This is a genomic window from Roseateles sp. P4_D2 (genome assembly GCF_056401875.1).
Genome location: NZ_JBFUIM010000002.1, coordinates 144,682 through 162,085, shown reverse-complemented (window position 1 = coordinate 162,085; position 17,404 = coordinate 144,682). Strand labels below are relative to the sequence as shown.

Genomic DNA, 17,404 nt, shown 5'->3' with positions numbered 1-17,404 from the left:
AGCGACCTGCAAACGTGGGAGCCGAAAGAAGTGACTCGCCGTCAGACGAGTTGCTTCTCCGGGCTGCGGTAGTGGTAGCGGTAGGCGAAGACGAAGCCCATGCGCGCATACAGGCGTTGGGCGGCGGCGTTGTCGCTGCCTACCTGCAGATAGGCCTGGCGAGCGCCCTGCGCGTGGGCGAGGGCCAGCAAGGCCTGGCACAGGCGCTCGCCATGGCCCTGGCGCGGCACGGCGGAGAAGATGTCGTAGAGGCCGACGATGTCGCCATCGACGACCATTTGCCCGCAGGCCAGCAGGGCGCCCGAGGCGTCGTTCAGTGCGAAGCCCTGGTAGGTGACCGGGGCGTTAGCAATGCGCTCGGCGTGGGCGGCGATGGCCGTCACGGAAGAGCCGCGCAGCGCGCCGACGGCGGCGGCATAGGCGTTGGCATCGAGGGCCTGGAGGGCGGGTGGAGCCGGCTCGGGAGCGAGGACGCCCAGCACCATCACGTCGGCCGCATCGAACACCCCCCAGCCCTTGGCAGCGAGCAAGGCGTCGAGGTCGGCCGGCTGGCTCCAGGGCGTCACGCGCACGGCCAGCGGCAAGCCGGCGGCGTCGTAGGCGCGTTGGCAACGGGCCAGCAGCTCATCCAGCGGCAGGGTGCCCTGGCGCAGCGCATTGATGCAGCGCGAGCGCTTGGCCTTGCCGGGCGACAGCCGGATCAGCCAGCCGTCGATGTCGGCCTGCTGGGGCGGGGCGCTGGCATCGAGGCCAGCGTGTTCGGCGCGCAGGGCGAGGGCGTCAATCATGGAAGCAGCACGGCAGGGTCTCGCCAAATGCAGCGCCATTCGGGCAGGCAGGCGCCACCAAAGGGCGGGGTCGTGCCGGGATCGATGAACTCGGCGCCCATGCGGGCGTAGAAGCGCTTGGCGGGTTCGTTCTGGTCCAGTACCCACAGGTGCAGGGGCTGGCTGTGCGCCGCCCCCAGCTCGCGGACGATGGCTTGCAGCAGCAGGCGGCCGATGCCGCCGCCCTTCAGCTCGGGGTGGACATGCAGGTTGTCGACCAGCGTGCCGCAGACTGGGTCATGGCCCGGCAGCACATAGGCGAAGCCGATCATCTGGCCGGCGGCGTCTTCCGCGACGATGCCGAAGGCGGACGCAGCCGGCGACGTCTGCAGGCGCTCACGCCAGACGGCCTGGCGCTCGGCGAACACGTCGTGGTCGAGAAAGCTGTCGGGCACGATGCCGCGGTAGGCGCTGCGCCAGCTGGTGGCGTGCAGGGCGGCGACGGCGTCCGCGTCGGCCGGCGTCATGGGGCGCAGGACAGCCAAGCTCATGGCTTTGCGCCATCGGGGGCGTTGAGATAGGTCCGGTAGGTCATGTCGACACCGTCGCTGCGGGCCGCGGATCGGATCGGGCGTGAGCCGGCAGGGTAAGCGATGTCCAGATGATCATCGGCCAACCAATGGAGATCGACGAGGCCGTCTCGCATGGACAGATGGTCGTCGACGGCCGAGCCCAGCGAGATGGCAAAGAAGCCGCGAGGTAGGGCTTGGGGATCAATGCGCCGCTCGGTCGTGGGGACGATGACCACCTGGCGCGAGAAACCGGTGGTCGCGCCGCAGTCGATTTCATAGACGATGGCCGTGAGTTTGCCGCTGGGCGATCGCACCTTGGTGAAGACCTCGGTTGCGCACAGATCGGCGGGGAACAGCTGATTCAGCAGCACCGAGCAGCCGCCGATCAGTGCGGCGATGGCCAGCGCCACCCAGGACAGTGCGCGCCTCCAGCGCATCAGCGGGTTCTCACCGCATCGTCTCGATCCGCCTCACCATCTCCTTGGCGAACTCGACAAAGGCCTGGGCCCCCTTGGAGCTGGGGTCGAACACCACGCCCGGCAGGCCGTAGCTTGGCGCCTCGGCCAGCCGCACATTGCGCGGGATGACGGTGTCGAAGACCTTGTTGCCGAAGTGAGCCTTGAGCTGGTCGCTGACCTGCTGCTGCAGTGTGATGCGCGGGTCGAACATGACGCGCAGCAGGCCGATGATCTGCAGGTCGGGGTTCAGGTTGGCGTGGATCTGCTTGATGGTGTTGACCAGGTCGGTCAGGCCTTCGAGTGCGAAGTACTCGCACTGCATGGGCACGATGACACCGTGGGCGCTGCACAGGCCGTTCAAAGTCAGCATGGACAGAGACGGCGGGCAGTCGATCAGGATGAAGTCGTAGTCCTTGCCGGCGTCGCTCAGCGCGGCCTTCAACCGGGCCTCACGGCGTTCCAGCGCCACCAGATCCACCTCCGCGCCGGCCAGTTCGCGGTTGGCGCCGAGAACGTCGTAGCCGGCCTTCTCGGCACGGGTCTTGGCCTCGGCCAGGGAGGCGGACTCCAGCAGCACGTCGTAGACCGTCAGCTCCAGCTTGCGCTTGTCGATGCCGGAACCCATGGTGGCGTTGCCCTGCGGGTCCAGGTCGACGACCAGCACACGCTGGCCGATCTGGGCCAGGCCGGCGGCGAGGTTGACGGTGGTGGTGGTCTTGCCGACGCCGCCCTTCTGGTTGGCGATGCAGAAAATCTTGGCCATCTGTTGGTTTGTCGGGGCGTCGGGTTCGAGGCGCGAGGATAAAGGCGAACACAGCCACAGAGGCACAGAGACACAGAGGAGAGAAGCTGAATTTCTCCGTGCCTCTGTGTCTCTGTGGCTTTGTTTCTACTTAGGCCGCATCCAGATGATGCAGCGCTGGGCGTCCAGGCCCGGAACGACCAGTTGTTCCACGTGAAACACATCCACGTCGGCGGGCAAGGCAGCGATCTCGTCGGCCGGGTGCTGGCCCTTCATGGCCATCCAGACCGCACCTTCGGCCAAGTGCTGGCGGGTCAGGCTGGTGAAGTCGACCAGGGACGCAAAGGCGCGGGAGGTGATGACACCAAAGGGTTCGGTCTTCAGCTGTTCGACGCGGCTGTGTATGCCATGCAGATTGGGCAACTTCAGCTCGGCCGCGACCTGCTGGATGAACGTCGCCTTCTTGGCGACAGCATCCACGCAGCTGACGTCGGTGCCTGAGCAGCAGATGGCGATGACGACACCCGGCAGGCCGCCGCCAGCGCCTACGTCCATCAGCCGGGCCGGCGCGCCATGGCGCTTCAGCGGCGCGATGACGGACAGGCTGTCCACCAAGTGGTGGCTCAGCATCTGCGCCGGGTCACGCACGGCGGTCAGGTTGTAGACCTTGTTCCACTTCTGCAGCAGGGCCAGATAGGCCAGAAGCTGATCAAGTTGGATGTCGCTGAGGTCCAGGCCGAGTTCGCATGCCGCCGCTTGGAGCGTGTCCTTCATGCCGCCTCGACCTCGGCGGTGAAGCCCTTGAACTTGCCCTTCTTCAGATGCACCAGCAGCAGCGAGATGGCGGCCGGGGTGATGCCGGAGATGCGCGAGGCCTGGCCCAGCGTCTCGGGCTTGTGCTTGTTGAGCTTCTGGCGCGCCTCGAAAGAGAGGGCGTGGACGAGGCCGTAGTCCAGCTCGTCGGGCAGCTTCAGATGCTCGAAATGGGCGGCGCGGGCGACGTCGTCGACCTGCTTGTTGATATAGCCGGCGTACTTGGTGCTGATCTCGATCTGTTCGGTGACGAGGTCGGCAAGCTCCTGGCCCAGCTCAGCGGTCAGTGTTTCACGTGAAACACCGGCTTCGGGCCGCGCAATGGCGGCCACCTCGGCGACTGTGTCAAAGCCGACGCCGGGCCGCCGCAGCAGTTCGACCAGTGTGTATTCACGCTCCAGTGCCTTGCCGACCAGGCGTTCCGCATCCGCCACCGGCAGGATGCCGGGATGCACCCAGGTGCTCTTCAGCTTCTCTGTTTCACGTGAAACAGCGTCTCGCTTGCGGTTGAAGGCGGCCCAGCGCTCGTCGTCCACGAGGCCGAGCTGGCGGCCGGTCTCGGTCAGGCGGGCATCGGCGTTGTCCTCGCGCAGTTGCAGCCGGAACTCGGCGCGGCTGGTGAACATGCGGTAGGGCTCGGTCACGCCCTTGGTGATGAGGTCGTCCACCAGCACGCCCAGGTAGGCCTGGTCGCGCGCGGGAGTCCATGCGGCGTCACCCCGAACCTGCAGTGCGGCGTTCAGGCCGGCGAACAAGCCTTGGGCCGCGGCCTCCTCGTAGCCGGTCGTGCCGTTGATCTGGCCGGCAAAGAACAGACCCTGGATGACTTTGGTCTCGAACGAGGCCTTCAGGCCGCGCGGGTCGAAGTAGTCGTACTCGATGGCGTAGCCGGGGCGCAGGATGTCGGCGTTCTCCAGGCCCGGGATGCTTCGCACGGCGGCGAGCTGGATGTCGAAGGGCAGGGAGGTGGAGATGCCGTTCGGGTAGAACTCATGCGTCGTCAGGCCCTCGGGCTCCAGGAAGATCTGGTGCGAGTCCTTGTCGGCGAAGCGATTCACCTTGTCTTCGATGCTCGGGCAGTAGCGCGGGCCCACCCCCTCGATGACGCCGGTGAACATGGGGCTGCGGTCGAAGCCGCTGCGGATGATCTCGTGCGTGCGCAGGTTGGTGTGGGTGATCCAGCAGGGCACCTGCTGCGGGTGCATGGCGGCCTTGCCCATGAAGCTGAACACCGGCACGGGATCGAGGTCACCCGGCTGTGCCTCGCACTTGCTGAAGTCGATGGTGCGGCCGTCGATGCGCGGCGGCGTGCCGGTCTTGAGCCGACCCTGCGGCAGCTTCAGCTCCTTCAGGCGCGCGGACAGCGACACGGCCGGCGGGTCGCCTGCGCGGCCGGCGGCGTAGTTCTCCAGGCCGACGTGGATGCGGCCGTCCAGGAAGGTGCCGGCCGTCAGCACGACGGCGCGGGCGCGAAAACGAATGCCGGCTTGGGTGACGGCGCCGACGACGCGGTCGCCTTCCACCATCAGGTCGTCCACCGCCTGCTGGAACAGCTGCAGATTGGGCTGGTTCTCCAGCATGCGGCGGATGGCGGCCTTGTAGAGGATGCGGTCCGCCTGGGCGCGGGTGGCGCGCACGGCCGGGCCCTTGGAGCCATTGAGGATGCGGAACTGGATGCCGCCTTCGTCGGTGGCCAGCGCCATCGCGCCGCCCAGCGCGTCGACCTCTTTCACCAGATGGCCCTTGCCGATGCCACCGATGCTGGGGTTGCAGCTCATCTGGCCCAGGGTCTCGATGTTGTGGGTCAGCAGCAGCGTCTGCGCGCCCATGCGGGCGGCGGCGAGCGCGGCCTCGGTGCCGGCATGGCCGCCGCCGACGACGATGACATCGAATTCCTTGGGGTAAAGCATCTGGATCCTGGAAAGAGCAATCGCCGGGCAAGGCGCCTAGGCGAACCGCGAATTTTACGAAGCGGCTGTGGATAAGTCACCCCGTTCAGGCTCATGCGGCAGGGACAATTCCGCCGTTATGGAATGCCGCCCGCATTGCGCCGCCTGCTGCATCGCCCCGTCGATCAGCTCGCCCATCCCCGGCCACCCGAATGGCAAGCCGGCGGGTGTGCGCTGCCTGCAGCTGGACGACGAACTCCGCTGCCGCATTTTTGGGCAGCCTGAGCGCCCCGCCGTCTGCGGCTCGCTGCCGCCGCATGAGGAGATGTGTGGCGAGAACCGCGAGCAGGCCATGCGCTGGCTGGGGTGGATGGAGAAGGAAACGGCGCCCGGCTAGAGTCGGGCCACGCCCGCTCTTTGTCACGCCGCCATGACCGATCTGCAACGCCGCCTGCTACTGTTATCCTCCGCCGGTCTGGCCCTGCCGAGTTGGGCCGAGACCCCCTGGCCCAGCCGCACCATTCGCCTCGTCGTGCCCTTTGCGCCGGGCGGCAGCAGCGAGATCGTCGCGCGCACTGTCGCCGCCGAGCTGACCAAGTCGCTGGGCCAGACCATGTATGTCGAGAACAAGCCGGGCGGCGCCGGCAATGTCGCCATGGCCGAGGTCGCCCGCGCGGACGACCAGCACACTCTGGTGCTCGGCCACATCGGCACGCTGGCCGTGAACCCCTTCATTTTCGACAAGCTGCCCTATGACCCGGTCAAGGACTTCCGGCCCGTCACGCTGCTGGCCAAGGTGCCCAGTCTCTACGTCGTCCATCCCGACGTGCCCGCCAAGACGCTGCAGGAGTTCGTCGCCTACGCGCGCAAGCGCCCGGGCCAGCTGAACTACGGCTCGGCGGGCAATGGCAGCGCCGGTCACCTGGCGATGGAATACCTGAAGATGGCCGCCAACCTCTTCATGCTGCACGTGCCCTACCGCGGCACCGGCCCGCAGTTGACCGATCTGCTGGGCGCGCGCCTGGAGGCCGCAGCCGTCGGCGCGCCGGCCGTGCTGCAGTTCATCAAGGCTGGCAAGCTGCGCTGCCTGGCCACCGGCTCGCGCGAGCGCCTGCCCCAGCTGCCCGACGTACCGACCGTGGCCGAGCAGGGCTTCCCCGGCTTCGAGATGACGCAGTGGTACGGGCTGCTGGCACCGTCCAGCATGGCGCCGGCCTCGGTCGACAAGCTGGCTGTCGAGGCGGCCAAGGCCATCCGCTCGGTGGGCTCCAAGGAGCGCCTGGGTGCCGACTCTGCTGAGGCTGTCGGCAACACGCCGGCCCAGTTCGCCGCCTTCATCGCCCAGGAGCAGCAGCGCTGGAAGCCCGTCATCCTGCGGGCCAAGGTCAGGCCGGATTGAATCCCGAATGACGACCGTCTCCGACACTCCCATGGAGCGGGAGATGGCACCGACAGCCCCCTAGCAAACAGGTCGTAACCAGTTCATCGGGCTGACCGTTCTCCGTCCCTCCTAGACTGCCGCCGCCGCGCCCGGCGTGGTTGGAAGTTCAGGGAGAAACATGAGATTCGAACGACATCACCGCGGCGCGGTGAAGGCTTGGCATCGTCAACTGCTGGGTGCCGCGGCCCTGCTGGCGTGCATCGCCAGTGCGCAGGCCGCCGTGGCCGAGCTGCGGCCCTATCCGCGGGCCCAGCAGACGGGCCGCTACGACAACCCGCTGGAGGCCGGCGCGCTGCCGATCAGCCCGCCCGAGCGTGCCCAGGGCGGCAACCGCACGAGCCGCTGGCGCCTGCCTTACGAGGGCAGCGTGGCCATGACGCAGTACAAGCATGAGGCCGACGACAGCCCCCTGCTCGTGGCCCGCCACTACGCCGGCCAGCTGCGCGAGCAGGGTTTCGAGCTGATCACCGTCTGCGACTTCCCGTGCAAGGCGGCCGACGGTGCCGAGGATGCCGCGGTCTACTGGTTCCATGAACTCGACTTGGCCAAGAAGCTGACCTGGCAGGCCTTTGGCGACCGCGGCATGTACCTCATCGCCCATCGCGCCGACGCCGTCGTGGCCATTCGGGTGGGCACGGTGTACGGGGGCTATGCGTCCACCGTCAAGGCGATCAGCGCGCCCAATCTGGATCGCGGGCCGCTGCTCGCTTATGTCGAACGTCAGCGTGCCCCCGTGGCTGATGCACCGCTGCCGTCACCGCCGGGCCGCACGGCAACCAACCCGCCGGCGCCGGCATCAGCGGCCGCAGCCGCGACCAGCCCCTTCGTCAAGGAGGTCGCGCCCGCCGAGCTGAGCGCCTGGCTGCGCAAGACCAAGGGCTGGGTGGTGCTGCAGCTGAGCTCCTACGACCCTGGCTGCATCTACTGCATCCGCGCGAACCCCTCGTTCGATGCGCTGGCCCAGAACCAGCAGGCCAAGGGCATCAGCTTCGTGCGGGTGGCCTTCCAGCCCTGGACATCGGTGAGCCGCAATGACTTCGTCGCCCAGTACGCCGTGCCCGGTCTGCCGATCTACTTCACCTTCCAGGACGGGCAGCTCATGCGTCGCCATCAAGGCAATGCCGACGAGGCGACACTGCGCCAGGCCCTGTTGGACGGTTTGCATTGATCGGCGGTTAGGCTTGGCGGCATGACGCCCACAGAAACCGCGCTGCCACCCGCCAGCCTGCTCGCCCGCCTGGCCAAGGAGCACGGTGCCTTTGCCGATGCCTACACGCTGAAGGTCCCGCGCGCGGTGACTCTCGCCGAGTTTGTCGAGGCGTTCTACACGACGCGTCTCTTCAAGGTCGAGCGAGCGCTGATTGCGCTGTTCGGCCGCCCGTCCAGTGACGCGATGGCGCGCGCCGTCGCCCGCGGTGAGGGCGCGCGCCTGGCCGTCTGGACGGTCGAGGCCCGCGAGCGCGACGAGCTGCTGATGCACGAGGACAGCGGCGCCACGCGCTCCTGGTTCAAGGCCGAGGCGGGTGCGACGGGTACCACGCTGTGGTTCGGTTCGGCCGTCGTGCCGCGCCGCCGCGAGGCTGGCGGCGAGCCGCGCTTCGGCCGGGTCTTCCACGCGCTGCTGGGCTTTCACCGCTGGTATTCGCGGGCCCTGCTCAAGGCGGCCGCTCGACGGCTTGGTTAGCGTTCGGTGCCCGGGCCGGTGAGCTTCTCGGTGACGACCTGCCCGGTCGCCATCTCCTCGATCCAGACTTCGCAGCGGTCGGTGGCAATGCGGCCGGCAACGGTGTAGCGCTTGCCGTCCTGCGGCGTGAAGTTCACGTCACCCACGGTGCGGCAGCTCGGGTTCGACATCGCGACCAGCGGTGAGGCGTACTGGGTCGCAGCCTGCAGCCGCACGCGGGACGCTTGCAACGGCAACTCGTTGGTGAGTGACACGGGCGTGACGGTCATGCCGCTGCCCTGACCCGCTCGCGTGCTGGCCATGCTGCTGCTGGACAGACGCCGGTCGTCGACCTGCGTCATCTCGAAGACGTGCAACTGCTGGGGGCTGATGGCCACGACCTTGTCGGCGACATTGGCCGTGGCGCCGCCGTAGTCCGGCGGCGTGGCGGCTTCGAAGGCAGTGAAGCTCTTGAAGCTGGTGCAGCCGGACAGCAACAGCGCCGTGGCCGCCATGGAGACGATGCTTTTCATGCGGTGGGCAGCTTACCGTGCCACCGCCGCCCGCATCGAGCGGGCCACGTAAAGCAGGGCCGCCACCGTCAGCACGATGCCGACGAGCACGCCCGGCATCACCTGGCCCCAGCGCAGCGCCTCGCCCTTGAGCACGGCCATCATCAGCGTGTTCTGCGCAAGACCTGGCACCCAGTAGTACCAGGCCGCCTCGCCGCCCGGGTTGAGCAGGCTGACCATGGGCATCAGGGTGACGGCGGTGATGACCAGCGTGCTGCCCGCCTGGGCCTCCTTGAAGGTCTTGGAGCGGATGGCCAGCGCCATCAGCAGGGCGGACAGGCCCGCCGCAAGCGGGATCTGGATCAGCCAGAAGGCCAGCACCTCGGGCCCGCCAAAGCTGAACTGGGCCTGCAGCACGTCGCTCTTGAGCAGCCACTGCGCCGGCACGAAGCTCAAGGAGGACAGCAGCGCGACGGCCATGCCCAGCAGCGCGACGGCGCCCCACTTGCCGGCCACGATGGCGCCGTGCGGAGCCGGGTTCATCAGCAGCGGTTCCAGCGAGCCGCGCTCGCGCTCACCTGCCGTGCTGTCCAGTGCTGCGGTCAACGCGCCGTAGAGCACGGCCATCAGGATGAACATCGGGATGATGCCGGTCAGCCGCGCCGCGCGGGCCTGGGCGCTGGCGAGGTCACGCTCCTGCACGTCCGTGGCTTCGAGCAGTTCGGTGGACACGCCGCGCATCGCCAGGTTGAGCATGGCACGCTCGCGGTTGAAGCCCCAGAGCAGGCTTTTGATGGCGCCTACGCCCGCCTCGGCCCGCTGGTTGGCGCTGTCGCTGACGACCTCCACCGTCGGCGCCTCGCCGGCCAGCAGCTTGGCCTCGAAGTCCTTGGGCACGACGAGCACCGGCTCCAGCAGCGTCGTGGCGCGCAGCCGCGCCTCGTAGTCCTCGGGCGCGGCCTTGAGCGTGTAGGTCTGGCGCTCGATGAAGTTCTTCAGCGTCGGCGCGGTGTCGATGCCGACGGCCAGCACCTCGCGCTTCTCGGCACGCTCCTCCAGCGAGGCGATCAGGCCCGACAGCGCCATCAGCAGCAGCGGCCCCATCAGCACCGCGGGGACAGCCAGGCGCAGCAGCGTGCGTCGGTCGCGCAGCGCGTCGCTGAGCTCCTTGATGAAAACGATCAGGGCTTGAGTCATGCCAGCCCCTCGTCCGCTGAGTACATCGGCCGATCCCCCGAGGGGATGCGGGCCGGCTCGGGAGCGGCCCAGCGCTCGGCCCGCGTGCGGCCAGTCAGTGTTTTTTTCATTGAGCAACCTCTTCAGGAAATGCGAGCTTGACGAAGGCGTCTTCGAAACGCGATTCGCCGGCCAGTTCCAGCAGCTCCGGCACGCTGCCGCGGGCGACGCTGCGGCCCTTGGACACGACGACGACCTCGTCGCAGAGGTGTTCCACCTCCTGCATGATGTGGGTCGAGAAGACGATGCACTTGGCGCCGCCTTCGGGGCTGCGCAGCCAGCGCAGGGCCTCGCGCAAGGCGCGCGTGGCCAGCACGTCCAGGCCGTTGGTGGGCTCGTCGAGCACGATGTTGGCGGGGTCGTGCACCAGCGCGCGGGCCAGCGCTGTCTTCATGCGCTCGCCCTGGCTAAAAGCCTCGGCGCGGCGGTCCAGGATGTCGCCCATGTCGAGCAGCTTGGCGAGGTCCTCGGCACGCGCGTTCGCGGCATCGGGGCTCATGCCCTGCAGCCGGCCGAAATAGACGATGTTCTCGCGCGCCGACAGGCGGGGGTAGAGGCCGTGCGCATCGCCGAGGATGCCCATGCGCGACAACGCCTTCAGCGGCGCGTCCTTCACGGCGATGCCGTCGACGCTGATGGCGCCCGCATCTGGCGGGAACAAGCCGGCCAGCATGCGCAGCGTCGTTGTCTTGCCCGCGCCATTGGCGCCCAGCAGGCCGGTGATGCGGCCGTTGGCGGCCTTGACGCTGACGCCCTGCACCGCATGCACGACGCGTTTGCCGTCCTTGGAGTTTCGGCGCTTGAAGAGCCTGCCACCGCTCTGGGCGATGAACTGCTTGTGAACGTCCTGGATGTCGATCATTGGGCCGCCCCTCCGTGGACGGGCGGAGCGGGCTGAACGGGCTGGAAGGCGACAGGGCGTGGGATGCGGGTGGCGCAGGCGGCGTCCTGGGGCAGGGCGGCCGCGTCCTGCTTGGCGTCGATGAAGCGGAACATCAGGTCACGCATGCAGCCCACGGCCATGACGCCGTGGCCCGCCTCGGCGACCACAACGTGCTGCACGCGCTCCGGATGGCCAGCTCCCAGGGCCTTGGCGACATGCTCGCCGTGGCGTGGCGGCGTGGCCGGGTCGGCGCCGCCGCTCAGCACGAGGACCGGGCTCGGCGCCGGCGGCACCTTGTAGAAATCCGCCGCCACGTCGCCGCGCGGCCAGGTCCTGCAGATGCGGGCATACATCTCGGCGTCGACGGTGCGGAAGTCCGCGCCCGGCGCGTCCTTGGCCTCGGCGATGCGGGGCGCGTCCTCCGCACACATGACCGAGAAGTGCATGCCCATGGCCAGGCGCATCGAGGGGCTGGAGCCGAAGGCCGTCGTCAGGCCGAAGAGGGAGGCGAAGTTGCCGTCGCTGGCCGCTGTGTGGATGGCGGCGGGCAAGGCGGCCGCCAGGGCGGGCTGGTAGAGCGGTCCGCGCACGGAACGCATCACCAGGTCGCGGTCCACGGTGAAGCGCTCGGGCACGCCGGTCAGCGGTTGCTGCACATTGACCTGGCGCGGCAGCGAGGCCAGCAGCTTCTGCCAGTCGGCGCGCAGCTCGGGGTGGGTCTTGGCGTGGGCCTCGAAGAGCTTGTCCAGCGCCGCCTGGCCATCGGTCGAGAAACTGGCCGGCAGGATCATGTCCGGCGGCGCGACGCCGTCGATGACGGTGCGGCGGACCTTGGCGGGGAACAGGCGCAGGTACTCCACCGCGGCGCGCGTGCCGTAGCTGGCGCCGACGAGGTTCCACTGCGGCACCCCCAGCTGCTCGCGCACGGCGTCCATGTCCTGCATGGCGATGGTCGTCGTGAAGAAGCGCAGGCCGCCGTTTTGGCCATAGGGCAGCTTCTCCAGCCCGGCGCGGCATTCGTCGATGCGGCGCATCTGGGCGCTGGGCTCGAGCTGCTCGGCGACGGAGAGCTTGCTGTCGTCGGGGCAGTCCAGCGGCGCCGATTGGCCGGTGCCGCGCTGGTCGATGAAGACCAGGTCGCGGCGGTTGTTCAGCCTGGACAGGCGCGGCAGCACGCGCGCGGCCACCTTGATCGCGCTCTGGCCAGGCCCGCCGGCCAGCAGCAACACCGCGTCGGGCTGCTTGTTGCGCGCCAGCGCCGGAACCACGAGGTAGTGGATGTCCACCTTCACGCCGTCCGGCCGGGCTGGGTCCAGCGGGCGCTGCAGGCTGCCGCATTGCAGCTCGTTGGGGATGCCGTCGATGCGGCAGGGCTTGAGCGGCCCCGCGGCCGCCACCGTGCACAGGCCGGCCATCGTCAGCAGGGCCAGCAGGCGTCCTCGCCAATCACGCATGCCAATCTCTTCTTGTCGTTGCAGTGGCAAGCAGTATCCGGCCCGGGCGGCGGCGTGGGGCAATGGGCCGGGATGAGTGGCGGTAGCGGCCGCGCGAGCGGCGGGAAAGCGCGCGTGGGTGGCTTCAGCCCCGGCCCACGCTGGCGACAACAAGGCGCGCCAGGGCCGCCGTCGCATCGACGACCGGCAGGCCGCAGGCTGCGGCGCCCAGCACGATGGGGATCTCCGTGCAGGCCAGCACGAGGACGGCCGCGCCGCGCTGGCGCAATGCGCGAGCCGCGTCGGCCAGCAGGGCCTGGCCGTCCTGCAGCCGGCCGGCCTTGACGGCCTCGATGCCGGGCATGACGCGCTCCAGCATTTCGGCGGCGGTCGGCAGCAGCCACCGCATCGGCGGCGCGTCGGCCAGGCGGCGGTTGATATACAGGCCCGAGGCGGTGGTCGCGTCGGTGGCCAGCAGGCCGATGCGGGCCTCGGGCCCCGCCAGGTCCAGCGCCTCGCGCAGCGCCGCGTCGACGAGGTGGAGCATGGGCCGCTGCAGCTGGGCCTGGACCTCGTCGAACCACAGATGGGCGGTGTTGCAGGGCATGACGATGAGGTCGGCGCCGGCCGACGTCAGCCGCCGGCCGCTGGCGACGATGGCCTCCAGCGGCGAGTCGCCCGCGCCCCGAAAGGCGGCGGTGCGGTCCGGAATCTGCGGCAGGCAGCTGACGATCATCGGCACGTGGTCCTGATCGCGCGCGGCCGATGTGGCGTCAAGCACCTTGCGCATGAAGTCGACCGTGGCCAGCGGGCCCATGCCGCCCAGCACGCCGATGACGTTCATGTCAGTTGTCCATTCCGCGGTCGTGGCACCCGCGACGCATGAAGGATTCTTCGGGCCGAGCGCCGGGCCGCCCCAAGCCGGCCCGGTGGGCGATGTGCTTGCGGCTCGACGCCGCAAGCATCGCCGTCCCCCTGGGGGACCGACTGGGCTTGCCCGCGTTCAGCGCGGCAAGACTGGGCGAGGGGCGTACTTTCACTTCAGACGGCCGGCTTGTCGGACAGCTGCTTGAGGTTGTCGCGCAGCTCCGGGCTCATCGGCGCATTCAGGTTGATGCCGCGCGGCGCGATGGGCGACTGGAACCACTTCTTGTACAGCGCCTCGAACTCGCCGCTCTTCATCAGCCCGGCCACGGTGTCGTCGACGAGCTTCTTGAAGGCCGGGTCGTCCTTGCGCAGCATGATGGCGTAGGGTTCGACCTGCAGCGCCTCGCCGACGATGGCCAGCGAGGCCGGGTCCTGGGCGCTGGCGCGCAGGCCGAACAGCAGGATGTCGTCCATGCCGAAGGCGTCCGCGCGGCCTTGCTGCACGAGCAGGGCCGATTCGGCATGGTCCTTGGCTCCCAGCAGCTCAAAGCCCAGGTCGCGCTCGACGTTGAACCGGCGCAGCACCTGGACGTTGGTGGTGCCCGAGGTCGAGACGACCTTGCGTCCCTTCAGGTCGGCGAACCCCTGCACCGGTGAGCCAGCCTTCACGAGCAGCCGCGTGCCGGTGTAGAAGTAGTTGATCGAGAACTCGACCTGCTTGTTGCGCGCGCTGTTGTTGGTCGTCGAGCCACACTCGATGTCGATGGTGCCGTTGGTCAGCAGCGGGATGCGGTTCTGCGAGGTCACGGCCTGCGCGGCCACCTTCAGGTCGGCGCGGCCGGTGGCCTTCTTCACCTGCTCGACGACCTTGGCGCAGATCTCCCAGCCAAAGCCCGTGGGCCTGGCGTCTTCGCCGAGGTAGGAGAAGGGAATGGACGACTCGCGGTAGGCGAGCGTGATCGTGCCCGAGGCCTTCACCTTGTTGAGCGTGCCGGGTTCGGCGTGGGCGCACAGGCATGTCAGGGCGGCGAGGGTGAGGGCGGCGGCGGAATGCTTCATGAAGTCCTCCATGGCGGGGCGTTGATCGATGGGCTGGATGCTAGGAAAACCGGCCCCAGCCGTGCATCGCGTTTGACCGCCATCTCATCAGCTGACCTAATGAAGCCCGCCATGAGGATCAAGCACGTCGAAGTTTTCCACGCCGTCATGCTGACCGGCAGCGTCGGCGCCGCCGCCAAGCTGCTGCACGTGACCCAGCCCGCCGTCACGCAGACGCTGCAGCACGCAGAGCTGCAGCTTGGCTACGCGCTGTTCACGCGCCAGAAGCGCCGCCTGGTGCCCACGCGTGAAGCCCAGGCCCTCTACCCCGAGGTGCAGGCGCTGATGCTGCAGCTGGAGTCGCTGCGCCGCATGGCCTCGGCGCTGCGGCAGGACCAGGACCACCCCTTGCGCATCCTCATCGTGCCGTCGCTCGCGGTGCGTGCGCTGCCAGACGCGCTGCACATCTTCCGCAAGTCGCATGCGGGCATGCCGGTGTCGGTGCGCACGCTGCACTCCAACGACATCGCCCGCGCGATGGCGCTGCAGGAGGGCGATGTCGGCATCGTCTACGGCAAGCTGCCGCATCCTGCGCTGCAGGACGAATTCGTCGCGGCGGGGCGGCTGGTCTGCGTGTCCGCGCGCAAGACGCCGGCCGACAAGCGCACGACGGTGACGATGCAGGAGGTGCTGCGCGAGCCCTTCATCCGCATCGACGAGCGCGACCCGCTGGGCGCCGTGCTGGCCGATCACTGGTCACGCCTGGGCCTGGTCGCCAAGGCCGGCATGACGGTGCAGACGCACCATATCGCCATGGTCATGGCCGAGCAGGGCTTCGGCCCCGCCATCATCGACTCCTTCACTGCCCAGGCCGCCACGGGCGAGGGCCTGCACGTGCGCACCCTGCTGCCCGAAGTGCCGGTGGAGGTGCACGCCGTGCAGCCACAGGGCGTGCGCTCGCCGCGCGCCGTGGCGGACTTCATCGCCGCCTTTCGCACGGTCATCACGGCCTGACGCGGCCGTGGCGGCGTATGCTGGGCCGCAATCCCTCAGCCCGCCGGAACGCCAGCCATGACCCTCTGCCCGATCGCTGCCGTAGTCGGCTGCGCCAAGTGCCCGGCCTTCCGGGTCTGCCCACTCAAGACGGTCATCGGCGATGTGGCCAAGACGCCGCCCCCGCCGGCCAAGGCGCGCAAAAAATGATGCCTGAAGTCGCGGGCATGGCTTAGATTCCCATCCCACGACGGCGACCGTGCCGCAACGAAAGGCTGAGCGTGCAGACACTCGACGAGATGCGTGACCGTTGCCTGCTGACTGCCGAGCAGCATGCGGAGATCGGTGCCTGGGTCAGCCAGGCGCGCACCCCCGAGGCCATCCTGGCCATGCCCGAAGGGCTGTGGCGCACGCTGGAACTGGCCAGCGTGCTGATGGACGTGGACGCCGACCTGCGGCGCGACCCGCTGCTGTCCGATTCCTAGCGGTCAGGCCTTGCTGGTTGGCTTCATCAGCCCCTGGCAGGCCGACCTGGCCTTGGCATCGGCGGCATCCAGCTTGCCGCAGACGCCGTCGAGCTGGGCCTTGAGCCGGCCCACGGCGGCGGCTTGCGCCGGGCTCTGATTCCACGCGCCCAGCAGGGTCGCCACCTTTTTCAATGAACGCTCGCTGCGTTCGTAGAAGGCGCCGGGGTCCTTGTCTGCCTCGCTGAAGAGCTGGGCCGCCGCCTTCTCGATGCGCGGCGTGTCCTCGGGCGACAGCTCGACCAGCGCGCCGAGGTAGGTCGTGCCCCATTGCAGGCGCGTGGCCGGGCCCTCGCTCTTGTTGAAGGCTTCCTCGTACCAACGCAGCGCGTCGGCTTTGCGGCCCTGTTTCTTCGCGTTGCCGCCGAGCTGGCTCATCAGGTAGTAGGGCGAGTGGCTGCGCGCCAGGGCTGACTTCAGCAGTTCGTCACTCTCCTTCCACAGGCCGGCGCGGCCGAGCAGGTGGGCGGCCTCGGTGACGACGGCCTGGCGCTCGTAGCCATCGGTGATCTCGCGATTGGCTCGGCTGGCCTGTTCGCGCGCCTCGGCCAGCAGCGCGGCGGGGATGTTCTTCGGGTTCGGGTCGTCCTTGGGCGAGTCCAGGCGGGCCAGGTCGATGCGGCCCTGCAGCGCGTTCAGGCGGTCGGCGCGGGACAGCGTGGCGTCTTCGTTGAGGCGTTTCAGCGCCGCGTCGAACTCGGCGACGAGGGCGTTGCGCGCCTCGCCGGGTTGCGGGGCGAGCGCCTTGACCAGGTCGGGCGCCTCGTTGGTCAGCACGTCCATGTGGGCACGGGATTGGGCCGCGTCCGCCAGCACGGCGCGCAGGCGTGGCAGCTGTGTGGGGTCGGCCGGCTTGCCCTCGGCCATCGCGCCGATGGACTTCAGCCACAGCCGCGTCGTCGTCTCGGCATCGGCGCCTTCGCTGGCCCTGGCCAGTTGGGACAGCGTCGCCGGGCGCTGCGCCACCGGCAGCAGCTGTTGCTCGTCGGTCTCCCAGCCATAGAAGCCCAGCAGCCGCCATTCATTGGCCGACAGCTTCTTGCCCGTGGATTTTGAATTGAGGGCATCGACCAGCACCGCCTTGACCGGGCGGCCGCTGGACAGGCCCAGCTGCAGCACCTTCATGACCTGGGCCGCGTCGGCCTCGCCCGGCAGGCGGGTGATCTCGCTGCCGGCCGGGTTGAACAGGATCAGCGTCGGGTAGCCGCGCACCTTGAAGCGCGTGCCGAGCTTTTGCGCACCGGGCGCATCGCCGTCGATGCCCACGGCGACGAAAGCCTTGCTCTGCTCGATGAAGTCGGCGCGGTTGAACAGCGTCGCCTTGAGCTGGTTGCACGGCGGGCACCACTTGGCGCCCCAGTACAGCAGCACCGGCTTCTTCTCGGCCTTGGCCTGGACGAAGTAGCGGTCGATGTCGGCATCGGCCGCGGCGGCTTGCCAGGACACGCCCGGGCCGGTGGCGGCGTGGGCAGGGGCGCAGCTCAGGGTCAGGGCCAGCGCAAGCGTCGAGAAGAGGGGTAGCAGCTTCATGGCAGGCGACGAGAAAGGGGTGGCGCAATTGTCCTAGGCTTTG

19 protein-coding genes are annotated in these 17,404 nt (G+C 68.8%); 6 read left to right on the top strand and 13 right to left on the bottom strand.

Annotated elements, in window-relative coordinates; all coding sequences use genetic code 11:
* Window positions 1–41 precede the first annotated feature (41 nt).
* From AC1DW0_RS04145 to mnmG, 6 genes are all read right to left on the bottom strand, one after another.
* The gene (locus AC1DW0_RS04145; protein ID WP_477945008.1) at window positions 42–788 is read right to left on the bottom strand and encodes a GNAT family N-acetyltransferase; all 747 of its coding nucleotides are present in this window, start codon (window positions 786–788) and stop codon (window positions 42–44) included.
* Window positions 785–1,318 carry an N-acetyltransferase family protein gene (locus tag AC1DW0_RS04140; protein WP_477945007.1) on the bottom strand — a complete coding sequence of 178 codons (534 nt, stop codon included), beginning with the start codon at window positions 1,316–1,318 and terminating at the stop codon, window positions 785–787. Before AC1DW0_RS04140 ends, AC1DW0_RS04145 begins: the two co-directional genes overlap by 4 nt.
* Entirely contained in the window at window positions 1,315–1,776 is a 462-nt protein-coding gene (locus AC1DW0_RS04135) for a hypothetical protein (protein WP_056190932.1), read from the bottom strand. The genes AC1DW0_RS04140 and AC1DW0_RS04135 overlap by 4 nt, the downstream gene beginning before the upstream one ends.
* A gap of 10 nt (window positions 1,777–1,786) precedes the next feature.
* Window positions 1,787–2,560: a ParA family protein gene (locus AC1DW0_RS04130; RefSeq protein WP_477945006.1), complete on the bottom strand. Its 774-nt coding sequence runs from the start codon at window positions 2,558–2,560 to the stop codon at window positions 1,787–1,789.
* 126 nt (window positions 2,561–2,686) lie between these two features.
* Window positions 2,687–3,313, bottom strand: coding sequence for a 16S rRNA (guanine(527)-N(7))-methyltransferase RsmG (gene rsmG, locus AC1DW0_RS04125; protein ID WP_477945005.1), 627 nt, complete (start codon window positions 3,311–3,313; stop codon window positions 2,687–2,689).
* Window positions 3,310–5,262 carry a tRNA uridine-5-carboxymethylaminomethyl(34) synthesis enzyme MnmG gene (gene mnmG / locus AC1DW0_RS04120; protein ID WP_477945004.1) on the bottom strand — a complete coding sequence of 651 codons (1,953 nt, stop codon included), beginning with the start codon at window positions 5,260–5,262 and terminating at the stop codon, window positions 3,310–3,312. Before mnmG ends, rsmG begins: the two co-directional genes overlap by 4 nt.
* A gap of 118 nt (window positions 5,263–5,380) precedes the next feature.
* Here mnmG and AC1DW0_RS04115 point away from each other — a divergent pair, with 118 nt between their 5' ends.
* The 4 genes from AC1DW0_RS04115 to AC1DW0_RS04100 all read left to right on the top strand — a co-directional run bounded on the left by AC1DW0_RS04115 (window position 5,381) and on the right by AC1DW0_RS04100 (window position 8,366).
* A complete protein-coding gene (locus AC1DW0_RS04115) occupies window positions 5,381–5,638 on the top strand; it encodes a YkgJ family cysteine cluster protein (protein ID WP_457324040.1) in 258 nt (85 codons plus the stop codon).
* 33 nt (window positions 5,639–5,671) lie between these two features.
* Window positions 5,672–6,640 carry a Bug family tripartite tricarboxylate transporter substrate binding protein gene (locus AC1DW0_RS04110; protein WP_457351900.1) on the top strand — a complete coding sequence of 323 codons (969 nt, stop codon included), beginning with the start codon at window positions 5,672–5,674 and terminating at the stop codon, window positions 6,638–6,640.
* Window positions 6,641–6,800: 160 nt separating this feature from the next.
* A complete protein-coding gene (locus tag AC1DW0_RS04105) occupies window positions 6,801–7,850 on the top strand; it encodes a TlpA family protein disulfide reductase (protein WP_457388525.1) in 1,050 nt (349 codons plus the stop codon).
* Between the two features lie 21 nt (window positions 7,851–7,871).
* Complete coding sequence (locus AC1DW0_RS04100) at window positions 7,872–8,366, top strand: hypothetical protein (RefSeq protein ID WP_457388523.1); 495 nt, start codon at window positions 7,872–7,874, stop codon at window positions 8,364–8,366.
* On the opposite strand, the gene AC1DW0_RS04095 is transcribed toward AC1DW0_RS04100, so the two are convergent.
* The 6 genes from AC1DW0_RS04095 to AC1DW0_RS04070 form a co-directional block, all read right to left on the bottom strand.
* A complete protein-coding gene (locus AC1DW0_RS04095) occupies window positions 8,363–8,878 on the bottom strand; it encodes a hypothetical protein (RefSeq protein WP_477945003.1) in 516 nt (171 codons plus the stop codon). The genes AC1DW0_RS04100 and AC1DW0_RS04095 overlap by 4 nt on opposite strands.
* Before the next feature lie 12 nt (window positions 8,879–8,890).
* A complete protein-coding gene (locus AC1DW0_RS04090) occupies window positions 8,891–10,054 on the bottom strand; it encodes an ABC transporter permease (RefSeq protein WP_477945002.1) in 1,164 nt (387 codons plus the stop codon).
* 106 nt (window positions 10,055–10,160) lie between these two features.
* Window positions 10,161–10,955, bottom strand: a complete 795-nt coding sequence (locus AC1DW0_RS04085) for an ABC transporter ATP-binding protein (protein ID WP_477945001.1) — start codon at window positions 10,953–10,955, stop codon at window positions 10,161–10,163.
* Window positions 10,952–12,430, bottom strand: coding sequence for an alpha/beta fold hydrolase (locus AC1DW0_RS04080; RefSeq protein WP_457388515.1), 1,479 nt, complete (start codon window positions 12,428–12,430; stop codon window positions 10,952–10,954). The genes AC1DW0_RS04085 and AC1DW0_RS04080 overlap by 4 nt, the downstream gene beginning before the upstream one ends.
* Before the next feature lie 124 nt (window positions 12,431–12,554).
* The gene (gene cuyB / locus AC1DW0_RS04075; RefSeq protein ID WP_477945000.1) at window positions 12,555–13,253 is read right to left on the bottom strand and encodes a cysteate racemase; all 699 of its coding nucleotides are present in this window, start codon (window positions 13,251–13,253) and stop codon (window positions 12,555–12,557) included.
* Between the two features lie 197 nt (window positions 13,254–13,450).
* Window positions 13,451–14,335, bottom strand: coding sequence for an amino acid ABC transporter substrate-binding protein (locus AC1DW0_RS04070; RefSeq protein ID WP_477944999.1), 885 nt, complete (start codon window positions 14,333–14,335; stop codon window positions 13,451–13,453).
* A gap of 111 nt (window positions 14,336–14,446) precedes the next feature.
* On the opposite strand from AC1DW0_RS04070, the gene AC1DW0_RS04065 reads away from it, so the two are divergent.
* Together AC1DW0_RS04065 and AC1DW0_RS04060 are read left to right on the top strand one after the other, a co-directional pair.
* Window positions 14,447–15,328 (top strand): LysR family transcriptional regulator, encoded by an 882-nt coding sequence (locus tag AC1DW0_RS04065; protein WP_477944998.1) that lies wholly within the window; start codon window positions 14,447–14,449, stop codon window positions 15,326–15,328.
* A 260-nt stretch (window positions 15,329–15,588) separates the two neighbouring features.
* Window positions 15,589–15,792 carry a hypothetical protein gene (locus AC1DW0_RS04060; RefSeq protein ID WP_056190902.1) on the top strand — a complete coding sequence of 68 codons (204 nt, stop codon included), beginning with the start codon at window positions 15,589–15,591 and terminating at the stop codon, window positions 15,790–15,792.
* A 3-nt stretch (window positions 15,793–15,795) separates the two neighbouring features.
* On the opposite strand, the gene AC1DW0_RS04055 is transcribed toward AC1DW0_RS04060, so the two are convergent.
* Window positions 15,796–17,361, bottom strand: a complete 1,566-nt coding sequence (locus AC1DW0_RS04055; RefSeq protein WP_477944997.1) for a thioredoxin family protein — start codon at window positions 17,359–17,361, stop codon at window positions 15,796–15,798.
* Window positions 17,362–17,404 lie beyond the last annotated feature (43 nt).

Coding starts and splice junctions, on each gene's coding strand:
- AC1DW0_RS04085 (WP_477945001.1), bottom strand. CDS start 10,955: ATGATCGACATCCAGGACGTTCACAAGCAGTTCATCGCCCAGAGCGGT.
- AC1DW0_RS04100 (WP_457388523.1), top strand. CDS start 7,872: ATGACGCCCACAGAAACCGCGCTGCCACCCGCCAGCCTGCTCGCCCGC.
- AC1DW0_RS04095 (WP_477945003.1), bottom strand. CDS start 8,878: ATGAAAAGCATCGTCTCCATGGCGGCCACGGCGCTGTTGCTGTCCGGC.
- AC1DW0_RS04105 (WP_457388525.1), top strand. CDS start 6,801: ATGAGATTCGAACGACATCACCGCGGCGCGGTGAAGGCTTGGCATCGT.
- AC1DW0_RS04145 (WP_477945008.1), bottom strand. CDS start 788: ATGATTGACGCCCTCGCCCTGCGCGCCGAACACGCTGGCCTCGATGCC.
- AC1DW0_RS04140 (WP_477945007.1), bottom strand. CDS start 1,318: ATGAGCTTGGCTGTCCTGCGCCCCATGACGCCGGCCGACGCGGACGCC.
- AC1DW0_RS04110 (WP_457351900.1), top strand. CDS start 5,672: ATGACCGATCTGCAACGCCGCCTGCTACTGTTATCCTCCGCCGGTCTG.
- cuyB (WP_477945000.1), bottom strand. CDS start 13,253: ATGAACGTCATCGGCGTGCTGGGCGGCATGGGCCCGCTGGCCACGGTC.
- AC1DW0_RS04055 (WP_477944997.1), bottom strand. CDS start 17,361: ATGAAGCTGCTACCCCTCTTCTCGACGCTTGCGCTGGCCCTGACCCTG.
- AC1DW0_RS04115 (WP_457324040.1), top strand. CDS start 5,381: ATGGAATGCCGCCCGCATTGCGCCGCCTGCTGCATCGCCCCGTCGATC.
- AC1DW0_RS04135 (WP_056190932.1), bottom strand. CDS start 1,776: ATGCGCTGGAGGCGCGCACTGTCCTGGGTGGCGCTGGCCATCGCCGCA.
- AC1DW0_RS04090 (WP_477945002.1), bottom strand. CDS start 10,054: ATGACTCAAGCCCTGATCGTTTTCATCAAGGAGCTCAGCGACGCGCTG.
- AC1DW0_RS04065 (WP_477944998.1), top strand. CDS start 14,447: ATGAGGATCAAGCACGTCGAAGTTTTCCACGCCGTCATGCTGACCGGC.
- AC1DW0_RS04070 (WP_477944999.1), bottom strand. CDS start 14,335: ATGAAGCATTCCGCCGCCGCCCTCACCCTCGCCGCCCTGACATGCCTG.
- rsmG (WP_477945005.1), bottom strand. CDS start 3,313: ATGAAGGACACGCTCCAAGCGGCGGCATGCGAACTCGGCCTGGACCTC.
- AC1DW0_RS04130 (WP_477945006.1), bottom strand. CDS start 2,560: ATGGCCAAGATTTTCTGCATCGCCAACCAGAAGGGCGGCGTCGGCAAG.
- AC1DW0_RS04080 (WP_457388515.1), bottom strand. CDS start 12,430: ATGCGTGATTGGCGAGGACGCCTGCTGGCCCTGCTGACGATGGCCGGC.
- mnmG (WP_477945004.1), bottom strand. CDS start 5,262: ATGCTTTACCCCAAGGAATTCGATGTCATCGTCGTCGGCGGCGGCCAT.